We start from the raw sequence: 18,533 nt of genomic DNA on the forward strand, positions 1-18,533 counted from the left end.
AACTGGCCAAGGATCTGCAAAACGTCAGCAAGGCCTGCAAGGTCATGGGCTACTCAAGACAGCAGTTCTATGATATCCGTCGCAACTATCAAACCTTCGGCTCTGAGGGACTGGTTGACAAGCTCCCAGGGCCGCGGGGACCGCACCCCAATCGGGTCAGCGAAGAGATCGAAGCCGCCATCCTAGAACACAGCCTGGCCTTCCCCACTCACGGTCCTGAACTGGCCTTACGAGGCATTCAGGTCAGCTCTACTGGCGTCAGAGGCGTGTGGGGACGCCATGATTTGCTGACGCGCCATGAACGCCTCCTACGGCTCGAGCGGGCCACACGCGAGCAGAAGATCGAGCTGACCGAAGATCAAGTTCGTCACCTGGAGCACTTCAGCCCTGAGTTCCGCGAAAGGCATATCGAAGTCCATCACACCGGCGAACTGGTCGCTGTCGACACCTTCTTCGTCGGTACGCTCAAGGGAGTCGGTAAGGTCTATCTGCAGTCAGTGATCGACTGCTTCAGCCGCTACGCATGAGGCCGCCTCTACACCAGCAAACTGCCCATCACGGCCGTCCACGTACTCAACAATGACGTGCTGTCCTTCTTCGAGTCACACAATGCCAGGATCAGCACGGTGCTCAGCGATAATGGCCGAGAGTTCTGCGGGCGCAAGCATCACCACCCGTATGAGCTATTCCTCCAGCTCGAAGAGATCGAGCACCGTACGACCAAAGTGCGCCGGCCGCAGAGCAACGGGGTCGACGAGCGGCTGCACCGCACGCTCCTCCAGGGCCGCACCAAGTGGTACGAAGCCCTGGAAGAGATGCAGACGGATCTGGATGACTACCTCGTCATCTACAACACCAAGCACCCCCACCAAGGCCGCAACATGAAGGGAATGACACCCTATGCTGTCTTCAAGAAAGGACTCCCCAAAGCGGCGAAGAAGGAGACCAGGAAAACGGCAGAAAACACTGCTTAACTATAGAGGCCCCACGGGGCATGTGTCAGGTGATTACCATCACCGTGCAATCACTGTACATATAGCATGGGAATTCCCAATCTCCCTCAACAACCAATTATCCAACTAACGCTAAATTAACATCGCATACCCAAACTCCTTAAACTCATCTTCAAAAAGCTCATTAACCTTTATCAATTGACTTTTGGAGAAAAGCTCACATATATTTATCTTCTTGCCGGCCATCCCTTTTTTAAAATGATCTAGCTTTGGATAATCCTCTATATCAAAACCGGAAAGGACTCTCTCAACATCTTTTTTAAGATTTTCATACCGCAGAAACGTAACATCAACATTAGAGCTTTTGTTTCTATATAGGTCAATATTTCGCACCTCAAGAACGGAGTCATCCTCAAGCATCTTGCTAATTTGCGCTCTCAAAGAGTCCAAATCACTGACCATTTCTTTACCAGTTTTGCGATAATCACCAAACCTTAAAGACATATTGGCGAGTGATATTATTTTATTATAAGGACACCGCTCCACTGCCAGTATATCCCAGCTTTCTGGTACAGCCCCATACTTATAAATCACTCCTCTCAAAGACATGTGGTTTCTGTACTTCCCTTTAGGGACTTTAAGTTTGGATACTTCTTCAACGGGCTTACACTTCAACTCATTAATATAAAAAGAAAGCTCGCTTGCATCAGCACCATAATTCTGTGCCACCCTGCCACCATCTAGCAACCTGCGCCGCTCATCGATAGGTGTAATCGGTGTGATTATATCATCTGGTCCGCATATCTTTGATAACATTACCTCTACGCTCGTGCTAGCCACTTTACGACCTTTTATAAATACGAATTTATGCTTTTCAGACAGAATCATTAAGATAGGCCTCTATCTCGATAACAAGGTACATACTGATTATATGACAAAGCCATTCTTACAATAAAATGCATAAACCAACCACAGCACAACATGCTTTCGCCATTTTTTGCACGCTTTCTAGTCTCTGAGAGTGTGTTAAAATCCCCAGCAATCAGTCTAAATTTTCAAGAACTAACATAGGGTTGTTAGGCAAATACTTGTCATAGCCACTAAATATTTCATCCCCCTATCCTCACTCAACGAAAAAGTCACTCGCTGACATGCCAGCCCACTTACAAAATCGTAGATATTATAGAATGATTCCCCCATAAGACTCATCCTGCCGCTCCCTGAGATCAATAAGGGCGACATACTACAGCAAGGAGGCGGCACGAGCCTGCCAGGTATATTGCTCAAGAAAGATCGCCTTAGCCTGACGCGACAAGCGTGCCTTCAACTCGTCATCGCCCTGGAGTCGCTCAAGCGTCACGGCCCACTCTTCGATTTTCTCGCAATCGCAGAGCATGGCGTTCTCTTCATGCATCAGTACCTCACGCAGCACTGGTAGGTCCGAGGCGATGATCGGTTTACCCGCCGCCATATACTCAAATGCTTTCAAGGGAGAGGTCCACTGGCTGATCTCGCCCACATCGTAAGCCGCCACTTTGCGCTGGTTGGGCAGCAACACCACATCGAACGCCTTGATATACGCCTTGGCCTGGTGATGCGAGACATAACCGTGGAATACGATGTTATCGATGCCTGCGCACTCACGCTTCCAGTATTCGAGATCCTCATCCATACCACCGACAACATGAAAATCCGCCCAAGGGCAGCGTGTGGCCAGCTGCGAGACGACCTCCATACCCTTGCCCTTATAGAGATGCCCCACATAGCCAACCTGCATACGGGCTGGATCCGTATTGAGTGGCATGGCCGTCACATCCTCGCCGACTGGGTCGGCACCATCCGGGGCCACCACCACCCTACCCTCGATCTGCGGGTAATCCTGCTCCATGCGCTGCTTGAGCGCATGGGTAATCACGACCACCTTCTTGAGACGAGAACTCTTGAGCAAGCGCTTGAAAAAAATCCGCCCCAGCAGCTTGCGCTCGCCTATTGGCATATGGGTCTCAAAGACAACTTGCTTACCCAATAGAGCGGAAAAAAAACAAGCTGGGAAATTGCGGCAGAACACAAGATCATACCCCCCTCGCCAGGCATGCCACGCCGACAACAATCCGAACAGATACCCTTGGCCGGGTAGCTTCGGCACCGCAAGGTTCACAAGCGAGAAGTTTTTTTCTACCCCGTAATGGGAAAAAACATCCCCCACCTCAAGCTGCGGAGTCGCATATATTTCTGAGGCAATTAACGTCACATCATGGCCATTATTGGCAAATGCCTGGCTCATTTTCATGACATGCACACTATTGGCCGTGCGTGAGGGAATCGTAGAGCTTGAAGCGTAAAGAATTTTCATCAACACTCATTCACAAAATATAGTAAGAAACTCAGCATTTAAACACTTCACTTCCTTTCAAGCGTTTCTAAAAGTACACGCTCTACGTTAGCACCCAGCTTTGCGACAGAAAAATTTTCCTTCGCGAAATTTTTCGCGCGACTACCAGCCTGATCCCTCAAGTTAACGTCCGTGATTAGTAGTTTCGCTTTCTCACAGAATACGTTAAAATCCTCATTAGCATCAAACCCCAGCTCATGCGATGCCAAATATCCACTTGGGTCATATCCAAAGCTTACGGAAGCTTTGCCTTGCAGCCAAGCCTGTATGAAGACATTGCCAAATCCCTCTGGCATGCATGTGTGAACATGAAAAAGGCTCTCAGCTAACAAGCCATTCACTTGCTTAACGGTCATAGCTCCCAAGAAGTGAAAGTTCTCCGGCAACTTACTCTTCTCTTCTAGCCACAGATAATCATCATCCTGAATGGGGCCCACCATTAAAAAATCTATGCCCAGCCCTGAAAGTTTTTTTGCTAGATCAACATACACTTCAGGTCGTTTTGATTTTTTAATACTAGAAATCCATATACAATAAGGGCGAGGCCAGACCACACCCTCCACCTCTTCCACCATGGCATTTGGCACATGGTATTGATAACGCACCTTAACCTTATCCTTTAGATCTTGATTCAACGTTGTCAAGCTATCAACATACTTGAATCCACCATGATTGTAGCGGCTCTTTATCAGCCAGTAGAGCATTCGCACACGACCTTTAACCCCGAATGCTGGCTTAGCACTCCATGGCGTGACATCATTGACATGTGAAACTGCAAACACCAGAGGTATAGCGTGATCGTACATTTTTTTAGCGAAATGTCTGAAGCCGTGCTTGTTAAGCCGCCAATAAACTATATCTGGCTGATGTGACAAGACTTCCAAAGAGATACTCTTAGCGTCATAGTTAACCGAGCACAACGAATATGGATATTCGCCTACCACCTGCTGTGGTTCACTCTTTGTCGGCGCCACATAAACCACTTCATGGCCTCGGGACAGCAGCTCGCGAGATATCAGGTCACACTGTATCTCGCTACCACCGATCACATCCGAAACGTGCTGGTTAACTATAACTATTTTCAAATTGACCTCGATTGAGAACGATAATATTACAGCGCTTTAACAATGCTCCAACATACGTTGAAAGGTCACGTTACGCGCTGCCAGTTCATCGTAAGTCCCGCTATCACTCACGCGGCCTGCCTCGAGCAAGTAAATGCAGTCACACTCTTTCACCGTCGAGAGCCGATGCGCGATCATGATGATGGTTTTCTTGCCAGCGAAATCGTGGATGGCATCCATTACCAGTTTTTCGGTAATGCCATCCAAAGCGCTCGTGGCCTCATCCAAGACCAGCACAGCGGCATCATCGTATAGCGCTCGTGCTATGCCGATGCGTTGGCGCTGGCCTCCAGAGAGTTGAATGCCGCGCTCACCGACACGGCTATTCAGACCATCGGGTAGCTCCTCAAGCAATTCTATCATGTGCGCCATTTGGGCAGCCTGCCAGACCCGCTCATCATCGATTCGCTCGCTCGGCACACCGAAGGCGATGTTCTCTCTGATACTGGCATCCGCCAGGAAGATACTCTGAGGCACGAAGCCGACGCTGTTCTGCCAGGCGCGGGTGTCTGCCCCGGCCACAGGAGTACCATCGATTTCCAACCCACCTCGCTCAGCACGAATCAGGCCCAACAGAACATCAATCGCAGTAGATTTGCCCGACCCAGACGCACCCACCAAACCAATCACTCGATTGATAGGAAGCGTCAGCGTCAAGCCATCGAGCGCTGGTTCCGCCTTACCCGGGTAGCGGAACACCACATCACGCAAGGCCACTGATGCTGTAGGCGACAACTTGCGGCGATCTGGCTCCACGCGACTGTCTTCATCTTTGCTCGCCTCAAGGTCATCCTTGATGCTATCCAGTGCAGCAACATTGCCCCGTAGCATGGCCGCACTGGTATAAATCTGCTGAAGGGCTGGCAGCATCTTGAATCCCGCCAGGGCATAGACCGACAATAGCGGAATGGTATCGGTCAAGTTGCCCTCGTTAACGGCGAGCAAATAGAGGATCAACATGATGACCGCCGCAAACGCCACGAGCTCCATGGCGTAGCGCGGCATAAAGGCCAACGCCTTGGTTGCACCATGTGCCTGTCCAAAAGCTCGGCTGCTCCGCTCGAAGCGCTGATTGAAATCTTCCTGGCGCCCCAGCAGCAGCGTGTCCTTGATGCCGCCGAAGCCCTCATTCATCAACTTGAATCGCTGCTGCTGCATCCTCGAGACCGCATTGCCATGGCCAGACAGCTTCATCCGGACGGCTCTATACAGTAATAGATAGATCACCAGAAACAGCGCCCCACCCACCAAGGCGACCAGCGGATTGAGAAAGAAGATAAATACCGCCATGGCAGCGGCCAGCACCGCCTTGGCGTTCATCTGCATCAAGGGTGCAATGATATTGTTGGTAACCCGCAAACACTCTTGAGATATCTTGTTGGTCAGCTGGCTGCTGCTGCCGCTGGCATGGAATAACCACGGCTGGTGCATATAGTGCTTATAGAGCCTCACGCTCAATTCCGCTCCCACCTGGCTTGCATACATCGAAAGGCGCCAGGTGGTGTACATCGAGATACCCGCAGCCCCAGCAAGCACCAACAGGACACCGGCACCGATGGCGAAAATAAACGTCCCGGGGTCCTGGAATCCGGAGGCCTGGAACAGTTGTGCCGGCAGCCCTTCCCCCTGCAGGCGCGAAGCATCCCCAGCGATGGCCATAAAAGGGCCAATTGCCAGCACGCCGGCAATTTCAGCAAACGCCATCAGCACTACCAGCACCTGCAGCTTCAGCAGCCGGCGGCGCTGCTGCGGCGTCAGAAGGACGTAAAGCTCTTTGATCGTCGAGAGCATAGAAGACTCAGTGAGAGGTGATCGGTTCAGCAGGACGATACGAGGAGTGGCTGGATGCCTTGGCCATCACTAACAACACCACCTGCATATAGGCATAGAAGGTTGCCATCATCTCATGGTGGATGGCCGCTTCGGTCAGGTTATAGAGCGCAAACCCCGCCGTGAACACCAGCGCGACCTGGGGCCAGGGATTGTCCGGCTCGCGACGATGCAGGCGCCAATGATACAGAGCCGGCACCACCAGATAGCCGAACAGTGCCAGCAATCCCAGCACTCCGCCTGTAGCGGCCACTTCCATATACTGGCTATGGGCATGGCCGCGGCTCACGGTGAGCACCCAGTCGGTAATCACGCCCTGCTCGACCAACTGCGCATTCAGAGTCTCACGCTCATCGTAACCTAGCCCGATCAGCGGCCGCTCCATGAACGCATGGCTGGCGGCGGTCCACAACTGCAGACGCCCGCCGCTGGAAACAGCCGCCTCGATATTGCCTTCTGACAAGTTGACGACCTCATTGACCGTATAATCAACGCGGTCCTGCACCGCAGGCAGCAAAGCATAGGCGAGCAGCGGTAATGTCACCATTAGGGCGAATGCCCCTAAAACGACACGCTTGCCTAGTCGGTCGATATTCAAGGCCAGCAACAACACCAACAAAAGCGGCACGGCAAGAATCGCGCCACGCGCCAGGGTCAATATGCACGTCACCACCGCCGCCACGGCGGCCGCCACCAACCAGGGCTTATAGCGTCCCTCTCGCACCAGGCTCGCAGCAAGAAACCCCATCGCGCAGCTCAAGTAGCCCAGGTTGATACTGAACAGAAAACCGTCGGCGCGGTAATGGCCCAGCCACTGGGTTTGCACCAACGCCACCCCAAAAGCGCCCAGGCAGCCAATGATCACGCCAAGCTCCATAAAGCGGCAGAAATGGCGCTCATCGACCGGATAGACGAGATGCCGGAGCATCAGATAGATAGGCACCAGTGCAGCCATATGAGCGCCCGGCGCGAGATAACGGGACTGCGGGTCGAGATAATAGATCGGTAGCCGCGAGAGGAGAAATGCCAGCAGCAGCCCTATCACCGCCCAGTCGAAACGCGTTACCACCAGAGAACCACGATGTACCACCAGGTAGCCGATGGAGTACAGCATCAGGACCGCTACCACCGCGTGGCTGCGCACCGGAGTCGCGATCAGCAGGACCAGTACCAACAGCAATGACCACTGGTTCAGCCACAAGGCCCGGTCCAGCACGAATATTCCCTTCATCCCCTCAGCTCTCCGAACGGCTATAAACACAACGAGCGCCCTTGGGCGCTCGCAGCGATGATACCACCGGAGCGTTTATCGAATCTCATCAACGCGCCCCAAACCCAGTAAACAAGATTCTCACCGTCTTCAAGCTGATCAACACATCCAGCCACAGCGAAATGTGCTTGATGTAATAAAAATCGTACTGAAGCTTACGGGTCATTCCCTGCACCTCTGCGGCATAGCCCTGCTCTACCTGGGCCCAACCAGTTATGCCCGGTCGAACAACATGGCGATAGCTGAAGAAGGGCACATCTTCCTCGTACCATTCGGAGAGCGACACAGACTCCGGCCGGGGGCCGATAAAACTCATTTCACTTTTCAGGATGTTGAAGATCTGCGGCAGCTCATCGATACGATATTTGCGGATGACGTGGCCTACCCGAGTGATGCGCGGGTCATCCTCGGAGATAGTGAAGTCTTCTCCACTCATATCGTGGTACATGCTACGGAACTTGAACATCAGAAAGGGCCGAGCCCGGTAACCCATCCGCGGCTGCATAAAGAACACTGGCCCCCGGCTATCGAGCTTGATGACGATGGCTGTCACCACCATCACCGGCAACAAGACGGGCAGCAGCACCAAGGCACCAATAAAGTCAGCCACCCTTTTTACGCCTACATAGAAAAGTGGCGGCAACAGGCTACCAAACTCATTTTCGGAGAGGTGATCAATCTGCACCCGACCGGAGATAGACTCGGAAATCTGGCGGATATGGTATACCGGAATATGGCATAGGGTGCACGTGGCCAGAAAGCGCTCCCATTCAGGAGGCAGATCTTCGGCACGTAGGTCAGCCACGATGCCATCTACCCGCACACCCTGAAGGTCTGGTTGATCCAAGAGCCTCAAGTCGACTTGCTTCGTACCCAGCAAACGTCGCGTATTGCCAAATGGCACCAGAGCCAATTTAAGCCGCCTAAAGCGCCGCCCGATAAAATAGCCAATATAGAACCAGGCTAGGCTCACAAGGTAACCGCCGAACAGTACCTGTCGGGTATAGCCTTCCCGGGTGAAAAACAGCAGTGCCACTGCGATCAAGAAGGCAATCGACACCGTCGGCATGATGTTGGCAGCCAGCTGAGCACCGGGGTAGCGCCCCATGCGCCGGAGTGTAAGCGCGGCTGCCATAAAGGCGCCACTGATGGCAATCAGGGTATTGGTCCGTACATCGGGCAGGTAGTGCCAAAACTCCCAGCCCCAGCGCTCCAATGAAGGCAGCATCACCACCAGAGGTAGCCCCACTAGTACGTGTAGGCCCAGCCCCAATAGCAACACCTCATACCATCGTGAGTGCCGGCGCTCGTACTTACGCTTCATTTTTCACCACTGCCAACACCTCATCTGCCATCTGATCCATGATGCCGTCTCGCCGCCACCGGGCCACGAAACGTGGCCGCGGGCGAGAGGATAGCTCAAGTCGCCCCAGCGCTGCGACCGCACTTTCCACATCAGCCGGAGCAAAGACAGCGGCGTTGTCGATCTCCTCATCGATAAAGCGTGCAGCGTAGCCCGCCACACCGGCCAAGACCGGGCGGCCAGTGGCCGCATACTCGAAAAGCTTGGAGGGCAGCACCACATCCAATGATGGCAAGGTATTCAGGTGGAGAAACAGCACATCGGCATCACGGTATGCCTGTATCAAGGCGTCACGCGGCACAGGTGGCTGCATCGTCACGTTGCCAACCTGCTGCGCATCGAGTGCCTGCTGCAGCAGTTCAACAGCCCCGCCACCGCCGACAATCAGGAACTCGGCTCGCCCCTCCAGCCGCTTGGCCAGCGCAGGCAGGATATGTTCCAAGCCTTGGCCGGCGCCGATGTTACCCGCGTACAGCACCTTGAGCGGCACATCTACCTTGCACTCGGGCCTAGGCAGGAATGCCCCCTGCTCTACGGCGCGTACAAATGGCAGATCAATGCCATTGGTGTGCCAGGTAAAGTGCTGCCGCGGATAGCGGCCGCTGAAATATGGCTCGAAGCCACGCGATACCAGATTCACCCGCTGGGCCTTACCCAGTGCCCAGCGCTCCAGTACGCCGAAGAACGGCGCCAATGCCCTGCCTATACTGCCTGGCAGTACATAGGGCAGGTTATCAACGAAATTATCGCGAATATCCTGATACAGCATGGCACCATGGCGTTTCGCCAGCCAACGCGCCAACACGGCCGTCATCAACCGAGATGAGGTAGCCACCACCAGGTCGTACTCCTGGCCGCGTGCCAGTTTGGCTACCTGGCGGGCATAGCCAAGAAACCCCAACGCCTGCCCTGCCATCCCTTTACCCGGTTGCGAGATCTCCAAACGGGTAATGCGAGTATTGCCGCTTTCCAGGTACTCTTCGCCAGGGGCCGGAGTATCAGCCTCCATAAACCGATGGGGGGCCGTCGTGATCACGTGAAGTACGCTACCCGCAGGTAGTTGAGCATCCAACGCATGCACCAGCGCCTCGGCACGAAATGCGCCAGGACTGATATCGGGTGGATAATAGAACCCCAGCAGCAGAATACGCACCGGCGTCATTGCGGAGAAACACCAACCTGCGCGTTAGGTAGCACTCGAGCATAGAGTGAGACCAGCTCTTGCTCCTGAGCTTCCCAGTTGAGCGTTTCAGCGGCCTTGAGGGCATTGGCGCGATAGTGCTCGCGTTTACACGGGGCTTCCACCAGCATGCGAATAGCGTCTGCCAATGCCTGGGTATCACTCTCCGGTACCAGCAAGCCGAGGTCATGCTCTCGCACCACCTTGCTGATCTCCGGCAGCTGGCTTGCCACCACAGGCAACCCGGCAATCACGTACTCGAACAGCTTGTTAGAATCCGTGGTGAAGTGATTAAGGCAAGTATTCTCGATGGGCTGCACACCGATATCCGCCGAGGCAGTATAAGCAGGCAATTCACTGAGCGCCACCGTGGGGATAAAGCGCACCCGATCAGCCAAATCCAACCTCTCAGCTAACTCGTGCAACTCCCCCTCCTGCCGCCCACCGCCGATAAAGACGAAATAGGCATGTGGCACTCTAGCCGCTGCCTCGACCAGACGCGCCAGGCCGCGCCCCGGTTGCAGCCCCCCCTGGTAGAGCACAATCGGCCAAGGGTGACTCAGGCCAAGCTCCTCACGAATACGATTCGAACCCTCGACCCTTACCAGTCGAGGACGGTTTTGCAGTACCAACGGGCGAGGAATACCGTAGGCACGAGCAAAGAACTTGGCGCGGGCATCGGTCGTGGTGATGGTGCCTGCGGCCTTAGGCATTAGCTTCTTTTCCAACCACCCCACCAGTCCACGAAAGGCCTTATAGCCTTCGCGGTCAGTACTGATTTCGTGGGCGTCATAGACCAACGGTACACGGGCGATCTTAGCAGCCAGCCAGGCCGTAGGTAAAACGTTAACGTCGTGGGCATGGATCGCATTCGGCCGCGAACGTAAGAGCTGGACGACGAGCATCGCATGAGTCCATAGCCTAGCCAGTAACTTAAGCAACTGTCGGACGAACGTCTCTGGCGGCGGAGGAGCTAACTTCTGTGATGGTGACTTGGTATGCGATCTCTTCTCAGTCGCACTCTGTTCGGTTCCGAGGCATCGGCTCTTGCGGAGCATCCACAGCGGGCTACGTGCGACCCGAGACACCTTTACCCTAGTTGCCAATGTCTCCCTCTGCTGAGTCACGCCAGGTGTATGCAGTGCATGCACGACGACCTGATACCCCGTTGCTTGCAGAGTCTGTGCCTCTTTAAGGACGCGAGCATCATTGAGGAATTCGTTCCAAACAATCATAGAAATAATAGACAAACCATGCTCCTTGAAATCCTCATATCCTTAAGCGGAGATGCAGTTAAACGTCTGAGTTTCTGATTCCAAGTACTCCAAAATTCTAGGAATCAGCTTAAGCGCTGAAATATAATCTTGTCGCAAACACAATTTCTCTAGTGCAAAAACCAAAGCAGAAAGACACGCATCTTCATCACTAACACTGCGAAGTGTCCCACGCAAGGACCTTGCTTCATTTAAAGCCGTTACTAAGTGTTCTAGCTCCTTGTTTTGCACAGGCCAATTAGCTCCAACAGGCTCAAGACACCAACGCCCCCAATGTGCCAACAATAGATCCCCAGCATCTGTTTTAATAAAAGCATTAGGACCGAGCTCTGGATTAACGAGAGATAAAGGTAAGGCTTGCAGTCGCTTCATAATGGCACTTTTTATTTTTTTAAAGTTTTCCACATCATTAACTGACTCATCATCAAGCAATTCTGCCACTGTCCGCATGCGCTCTAGCATCCGACTATCAATACGTTGCCAGATAGGTGGACGAGAACGATTGAATTGAGAAATCAAGGCCTTTCCTGGCTCTACAACCATCAATAATTTCATCATCTTTTTCTTGCATAAATTAGCTTGCTTATGAGGGATTTTTATAGCTGGAATCCACTCAAAGACATGGCAGTGAAACCCTTCAACATTCTCGACACCTAACAGGGGGAGTGATGGCAATACGTTATTACCAAGAAGCAATACTGCCTCATGCTTTGCCAAAGAGCTCCGATTTTTGTTAAATAGTTTTAATAAAAATTCTGAATTTTCATTCCCATAGAAAACTTTCACTCGAAACGTTGCGACGTCCTGCCCGCCCATTTGAACCCATTCCATTTCAGCCTTCTCAACTGACAATGAAGAAGCATTCGCTATTGCATCGCAAACCCACCTCCCGCGCTGAGACGATTGCAATAGTGTCCAAAAATTATTCTCGTTTTTATTTGTTTCAGTGATCAGCACATGACCGTGGAAAAATAAGGCATTGAGCTTTAATCGCTGGCTATACAATCCTTTTAGATCATTGACTAGTCCAGTAATACGAGAAAACCCTTGGCGCATCAGGATCAAGGATATAATAGCCACCAACAACCCTGGAGGTTCACCCAACAGGAACTGAGCTACCATGAAGCCAAATGCCAAAAGGAAGCCAACATTAGTTGCCGTGCTGACCATTGCACCAGGGCTTTCATCCAATCCAGCTTTAACCTTACCCTTCAATGAATACAGTACAGCTAACACCAAGAAAGCACAGATTATATAACCAATCAAAACTATTAAGAGATCAAGATATAGCCAAGAAAGCCCAACAGCAACCAAAAAGATAAAAATACTACTCGCCAAGCTCCTGGAATAACGTTGGTACCCCCGACTCGCCACCTCCTCCTGATTCTCGAAGAGAGTCATCTTCTGACTCTTCTTTAGCAAATAATCAGTGCCTCGATTAGAGCTATAAGCGATGACTTTTTCAGCCAACAAATAAAGCAGATAAAATGCTACCGCCGTCAAACTGAGTGCGATAACCAATGGATCTCGATCAAAATCAGCAAAAGAAGAGGGAAAGTATCGAGGAATACCAGTAGACCCTAGCAACATAATGACTTTCAAAGGCAACAAGAAAGCTAATAAAATAGAAAGCTGTGAAACTAGAGTCGCTATAACTATCGTCAGGGTTGCCCCTGGCACGACACGAAATAACTTATTACCAATCGAAATAGACCAACGCAAAGTGGTCAAAATATTCTCAAACAAAGCGGACATCTCCAAAACGTTGCCTCACTATACACTAAACCTTAGCTTAGTAAGTAGTGCATAACAACACTGCTGGGCAGAAAGATAGACATAGCTTATTCGAAATCCAATTTCCAACACCAACACTGGCTATTAAACTTAACACTATGACCAAATAGTACTAAAATTGCCGGGAGCAGACCACACTACGAAAGCTTCCAAGCAACCAACTCTTCAAGGAAATATGCACTCAGCTGAAGAACCGGGTCATTCTTGACATATTCGATTTGAGAAATCAATTAACCAGACTGGCATCCTGCAATTTCAAAATACCAGACAACGCCCCATTCGAATTCACAACCAGCAGTGCAGTTATATTGGCTTTCAACATGATATTTTCTGCATGAGCAAACATTTCTGAATCATTTATAGTCATAGGTGAACGAGTCATGACATCGGACGCCGTCAATCCTTCAAAACTCTCACGATCATAAAGAGCACGCCGCAAATCGCCATCTGTTATCAAGCCATTAATTTTCCCTTCAGTAACCACCACCGTTAACCCAAGCCCCCCTTGCGTGACTGTCATAATAATGTCCCTGATTGAGTCACTTGGACTATTAACTGGAACAGGCGTGTGCATCACATCATGGACTCGCGTCAGCAGTCTACGGCCCAAGCTACCTCCCGGGTGGAATGCTGCAAAGTCTCTAGGTTGGAAGTTACGCTTTTCTATCAATGCAACTGACAAAGCATCACCCATCGCTAGAGAAACGGTTGTCGAAGTTGTCGGCGCCAAATTATTCGGACAAGCCTCTCTCTCTACCGAAATATCGAGTATTAAGTCACAGTTGCGTCCTAGTGTAGATTCGGAATTCCCAACCAGGGCTATCATTTTAACGCCAAAATATCGCAAGGAAGGAATAAGCCGAATAACCTCTTCAGTTTCACCACTAGAGGATATCAGGATGGCAATATCCTGCTTTGTGAACATTCCTAAATCACCATGATAGGCTTCGGCAGGGTGGACTGAGAAACTCGGGGTGCCAGTCGATGCCAAAGTTGCCGCTATCTTATTTCCAATTATGCCTGATTTCCCCATGCCAGAAACAATAACTCTACCGGTAGTTTCAAGAATCATAGCAACGGCTTTATCAAAAGAGTCATCTATCCGACTACCCGATTCCTGTAATGCACTGGCTTGAACTTCAAAAACCCGCCTTCCGATTTCAATGCTCGACATACCGCGTGCCCCTTTTCAAAAATGTCTATTGTCTTACACTCTGAGCTATTCCTTAAAAACCAGAACCAGCACTAAAGATATTCGACTTTCCTAAAGCTTCGAGGATCGCATCGGCCAATTCGCGCAATGCCCCACTACCACCTTGATGATTAAGAACACCGAAAGCACCATTTTTAATAAATTCAGGTGCATCAGCTACGGCATTATGAATATGCGCAAGCGGAAAACAGTAGGTCAATCGGGTCGTGGCCGATACAAGCGGTTCGATCATAAGTTACTTCAGCCTGCTCCATAAACTGGCGACAGACCGCCTCCTTATCCTTAACCCCGAACTGATGCAGTGTTACGCCTAAATCACTCACACACTCTCGAAGTGGAGCCGAGTCCTGCTCAGAGAGGACAGCAACTCGTACCCACTCTCCTCTAGCATACGAGTGCCCAAAGCATCTCGCACATGGGAGCTCTTGAGACATTCCCCTCTGGGATCATAATATATGCAGCTATCGGTAAGGACGCCATCAACATCAATGATTAGTAGACGCACCTTACGATAGAGGTGAATCAACTGAGAGAGGTACTCCAGCCATTATAGCTCGTACCTTTTCCAGACACTCCGGTGTATCCACGCCAGGCCCTGTCGGCTCAACCTGAAAACCACGAATCCGTATTCCGTCAGCCAACAATCGTAACTGTTCAAGCTGTTCAGTCTGTTCTAGCCTGGAAACAGGCAATGACGTATACTTAGCTAGCACCGACTTTCTATATGCATAGACGCCTACATGCTTAAGATAACCAGGATGTGCATTTATCTCACATGGATAAGGAATCAAAGAGCGACTAAAATAAAGGGCATATCCACTATTATCCATTACGACCTTAACCGTACTGGGGTTAGAGGCCTCATCGCGATCGATAGAATGATATAACGTGCCGACGTCGATGCTACTATCTACCAGCAAACCTTTGGCAAGCAGATCAATATCACCCGGTCGAACTAGAGGCTCGTCGCCCTGAAGATTGATATAGATATCAGCATCGAGTTGCTGCATCACCTCAACTAGTCGGTCTGTACCAGATCGGTGATCAGACGATGTCATCATCACAAGACCACCAAATGCCTGCACGGTCTTCGCAATTCTACGATCATCCGTCGCTACTACTACATGATCCGCCAAAGCAACCTGTTGAGCTTTCTCGTAAACCCATTGGATCATTGGTTTACCTAACAAGTCGGCCAAGGGCTTACCGGGCAATCGACTGGACCCAAAGCGGGAGGGTATAACAAGCGCTACACTCTGAGCACAAGACACAGGTAACTCCTTATTCAATATCCAGCTTCGGCATAGACCTGACCAGATCATCAATAGCCTTAATCTGGATCAAAAAAGGTTCCAACAAATGCAATGGCAGCGCACTCGGCCCATCACACTTAGCATTGTTTGGATCAGGGTGTGCTTCTAGAAACAGCCCCGCAATTCCCACGCCCATAGCTGCGCGCGCCAGTTCAAGCGCCTGCTTTCGGCGGCCCCCTGAAGTAGCACCCAGAGGCTCACGCTGTTGTAAAGCGTGGGTGACATCAAATACAATGGGTAGATCACCACACGTTTCCTTCATCACCCCAAAACCCAGCATATCAACTATCAAGTTATCGTATCCAAAACAGGTACCGCGATCGCACAGCATCAATTGATCGTTGCCCGCTTCCTTGAACTTATTAACAATATTGACCATCTGGTTGGGACTAAGGAACTGCGGCTTCTTGATGTTGATCGGCTTACCAGTCTTGGCCAAGGCCGTCACCAGATCGGTCTGGCGTGCAAGGAAGGCGGGAAGCTGAAGAATATCGACAACCTCAGCCACTGGAGCAGCCTGCCATGGTTCGTGGACGTCTGTGATAACAGGCACACCAAACTCTTTCTTTATTTCTTCGAAAATTCTGAGTCCTTCATCCAAGCCAGGGCCGCGATATGAATGAATTGAAGATCGATTTGCCTTGTCGAAGCTGGCCTTAAATACATATTGAATATCTAATTTAGATGTTACATTTATGTAGTGCTCGCAAACTCTAAGAGAAAAATCTCTTGACTCTAGAACATTCACCCCACCTAATAAAAAGAAAGAGTCTTTGGCAAACATTTTAATCTTCTCCCTCTACTATGCTTTTCATTTTATGCGCTTTCTTTCGATAGCGTAATACAATTTTCGCGAGTCTTTTGCTTATATCTGTATCATATTCATGCATACTAATAGCAGCACTCCGCAGAAAGTTAATGTCCTTTTTTCCAAGGCCTCTAGCTAACCCCATCATCTCAACATCACTAAGTAAATTCGAAAACTTAATCTCAACACCTTGAAATCCGGAAGGTGTGAATTTAACGTCTTCTCCCGCAAAACAAGTTATCCCAACAATTTTTAATTTTGACAACAGGCTAGTTTCTTTATTTTTTCTTCTCATTAATCCAGGAGGCTGCATACGACTGTGCTGTAGATCTTGGAATATTTTTACACAGCAAATAATCTCAGGAAAAGTTTCGTTATAATACTTATCGCCAACCAATAAATACGAAACTGAATTACTTTCACTACTCTTATCAACGAACTCAAGAACCACAGATGCAAATTCGTCTACTAAATTATAATACGAAATAGAAGCTAAACTGATCGGATCTGAAAAAATTATAACGTTTTCTCTTTCCAGCTCTATATATTTTTCAGTTCTCAGAGAATTACTAAATTCGCCAATTTTGGCTTGGGGAGTTTCTGGCACAACTTTCTCTACAAGCTGATTAGCCCCTAGAAACTCATAAGGATTAAATACAAGCTCTCCCGATCCAAAGTTATTTGATGGTTCTTTATCTATAAACTTTAATAGAGAGATACCGAAATAGTAGGCTATGGATGGAATCAAATGGACCGTATCAAGGAAATGAGGCGCTTTAAACCCACAATCATTTAAATCAATAACTGATATTCCGTGGATCAAAGATTTTTCCTTTAAGTGATCGCAGTAAACTCTCCCGCTGGATGAAAGCTGCCTCATAGGAAATAAAATATTTATGCATTCTACATTTGTAGAAGATATTATTTTGTACAGATTCTCAACATGCAACTGATAATCCTTTACCCTTTCATGATAAAAATTTATATCATTTACAGAATGATCGATTATGATGAGGTCAGAAGACAATATTCTTTTATAATTCTTCGTTATTTCTGTTATATGATGAAGTACGGAGTTCCTCCCAGATGAATAATTAACTACAGTGCATCTTGATGAAAGAGCGTCAACGTAACCACCTTTTATAATAGAATTAGATGTTCCTATTATGGAAATTAGCATTAAAAATCACCAGTGGGTAAAGATAACCCCCAGCGCTTATTCATCTCTTCATTGCCTTTTGAAAACCGCTCTAGTATTTTACACTGTTGCTTACTGCTTAGCTTAACCTTATTCTCTCCTATTGGATGCTTTGAAAGAAGAGACTTTAGAGCCTTTCTGTCCATTTCGCTCACATCGCTACTAGGGTCAGTTACAGCTAAATTTATATTCCTCAATATTCTAAGGGACCGAGACGGCAAGCTAGAGTTTATTTGTCCAGGTGACATGTAATCGCCCTGTTTATCAAACACAGCACCAAAATCTTCAGCTGCCTCTTTTATTAGATTTTGACCACTAAACATTCTAACTTCTAGGCTCTCAGGAAATATAAATCTCCACCTTTCCGATCGGCTATGGTAATCAATACTAGGATCTAGTTTTTCGAGCATGGCCTTTACATAAGAATTGAAACTCAATTCTCTGCCATTTTTTATGTAGGTAGAGTAAAAACTTTCAAGCCAATCTCTTTGGTCTCTAACATACAATATAATTTTATAATCCCCAAACACGCTATTAAAAAAGTGTTTAAGATTCGATAATTCTCTAAGATCCCGCAAATCACGGTAGAAGAATTCGCTAATCAAACAATTACGTGCATTCTGTGCCGCAGGATTATAGGAGGATAGATAGCCATCATCATTTTTTATTCTTAATATTAACTCTTTAACATTAAGATCTTGGCCAGCGTAGTGTATGCCATAATCTTGATATATTATATGTTTATTCTTGCTAAAAAACCTCTGCAAATAAGTACTGGAGGTTTTTTCCGCCCCTATATATATATAATTCATAAGGAATAT

15 protein-coding genes and 1 pseudogene are annotated in these 18,533 nt (G+C 49.2%); 1 reads left to right on the forward strand and 15 read right to left on the reverse strand.

The genetic code is table 11. The annotated features are described in order from the left end of the window. Positions 1-974 (forward strand): annotated as a pseudogene (locus IEI94_RS10155) (IS481 family transposase); the annotation flags it as partial. A 111-nt stretch (positions 975-1,085) separates the two neighbouring features. Here IEI94_RS10155 and IEI94_RS10160 read toward each other — a convergent pair. The 15 genes from IEI94_RS10160 to IEI94_RS10230 form a co-directional block, all read right to left on the reverse strand. Continuing rightward, positions 1,086-1,841, reverse strand: a complete 756-nt coding sequence (locus IEI94_RS10160; protein ID WP_191167191.1) for a hypothetical protein — start codon at positions 1,839-1,841, stop codon at positions 1,086-1,088. A gap of 355 nt (positions 1,842-2,196) precedes the next feature. Next, complete coding sequence (locus tag IEI94_RS10165) at positions 2,197-3,306, reverse strand: glycosyltransferase family 4 protein (RefSeq protein WP_191167192.1); 1,110 nt, start codon at positions 3,304-3,306, stop codon at positions 2,197-2,199. A gap of 47 nt (positions 3,307-3,353) precedes the next feature. Beyond that, positions 3,354-4,430 carry a glycosyltransferase family 4 protein gene (locus tag IEI94_RS10170; protein WP_191167193.1) on the reverse strand — a complete coding sequence of 359 codons (1,077 nt, stop codon included), beginning with the start codon at positions 4,428-4,430 and terminating at the stop codon, positions 3,354-3,356. Positions 4,431-4,466: 36 nt separating this feature from the next. Beyond that, entirely contained in the window at positions 4,467-6,260 is a 1,794-nt protein-coding gene (locus IEI94_RS10175; protein ID WP_191167194.1) for an ABC transporter ATP-binding protein, read from the reverse strand. 7 nt (positions 6,261-6,267) lie between these two features. Beyond that, complete coding sequence (locus tag IEI94_RS10180; RefSeq protein ID WP_191167195.1) at positions 6,268-7,530, reverse strand: O-antigen ligase family protein; 1,263 nt, start codon at positions 7,528-7,530, stop codon at positions 6,268-6,270. Between the two features lie 88 nt (positions 7,531-7,618). Beyond that, positions 7,619-8,893: a sugar transferase gene (locus IEI94_RS10185; protein ID WP_224750054.1), complete on the reverse strand. Its 1,275-nt coding sequence runs from the start codon at positions 8,891-8,893 to the stop codon at positions 7,619-7,621. Next, positions 8,883-10,094 carry a glycosyltransferase family 4 protein gene (locus IEI94_RS10190; RefSeq protein WP_191167196.1) on the reverse strand — a complete coding sequence of 404 codons (1,212 nt, stop codon included), beginning with the start codon at positions 10,092-10,094 and terminating at the stop codon, positions 8,883-8,885. Before IEI94_RS10190 ends, IEI94_RS10185 begins: the two co-directional genes overlap by 11 nt. After that, positions 10,091-11,347 (reverse strand): glycosyltransferase family 4 protein, encoded by a 1,257-nt coding sequence (locus IEI94_RS10195; protein WP_191167305.1) that lies wholly within the window; start codon positions 11,345-11,347, stop codon positions 10,091-10,093. Before IEI94_RS10195 ends, IEI94_RS10190 begins: the two co-directional genes overlap by 4 nt. 42 nt (positions 11,348-11,389) lie before the next feature. Then, positions 11,390-13,141, reverse strand: a complete 1,752-nt coding sequence (locus IEI94_RS10200; protein WP_191167197.1) for a hypothetical protein — start codon at positions 13,139-13,141, stop codon at positions 11,390-11,392. A 265-nt stretch (positions 13,142-13,406) separates the two neighbouring features. Next, positions 13,407-14,354: a KpsF/GutQ family sugar-phosphate isomerase gene (locus IEI94_RS10205; RefSeq protein ID WP_191167198.1), complete on the reverse strand. Its 948-nt coding sequence runs from the start codon at positions 14,352-14,354 to the stop codon at positions 13,407-13,409. Between the two features lie 52 nt (positions 14,355-14,406). Then, entirely contained in the window at positions 14,407-14,625 is a 219-nt protein-coding gene (locus IEI94_RS22605; RefSeq protein ID WP_224750055.1) for a hypothetical protein, read from the reverse strand. A 274-nt stretch (positions 14,626-14,899) separates the two neighbouring features. After that, positions 14,900-15,715 carry a 3-deoxy-manno-octulosonate cytidylyltransferase gene (gene kdsB, locus IEI94_RS10215; protein WP_191167199.1) on the reverse strand — a complete coding sequence of 272 codons (816 nt, stop codon included), beginning with the start codon at positions 15,713-15,715 and terminating at the stop codon, positions 14,900-14,902. Further along, positions 15,675-16,490 carry a 3-deoxy-8-phosphooctulonate synthase gene (gene kdsA, locus IEI94_RS10220; RefSeq protein ID WP_191167200.1) on the reverse strand — a complete coding sequence of 272 codons (816 nt, stop codon included), beginning with the start codon at positions 16,488-16,490 and terminating at the stop codon, positions 15,675-15,677. Before kdsA ends, kdsB begins: the two co-directional genes overlap by 41 nt. 1 nt (position 16,491) lies before the next feature. After that, positions 16,492-17,694: a hypothetical protein gene (locus tag IEI94_RS10225; RefSeq protein ID WP_191167201.1), complete on the reverse strand. Its 1,203-nt coding sequence runs from the start codon at positions 17,692-17,694 to the stop codon at positions 16,492-16,494. Then, entirely contained in the window at positions 17,694-18,524 is an 831-nt protein-coding gene (locus tag IEI94_RS10230) for a hypothetical protein (protein WP_191167202.1), read from the reverse strand. Before IEI94_RS10230 ends, IEI94_RS10225 begins: the two co-directional genes overlap by 1 nt. Between the last annotated feature and the right edge of the window lie 9 nt (positions 18,525-18,533).

This window comes from Halomonas sp. ML-15 (genome assembly GCF_014779595.1).
Taxonomy (GTDB): Bacteria; Pseudomonadota; Gammaproteobacteria; order Pseudomonadales; family Halomonadaceae; genus Franzmannia.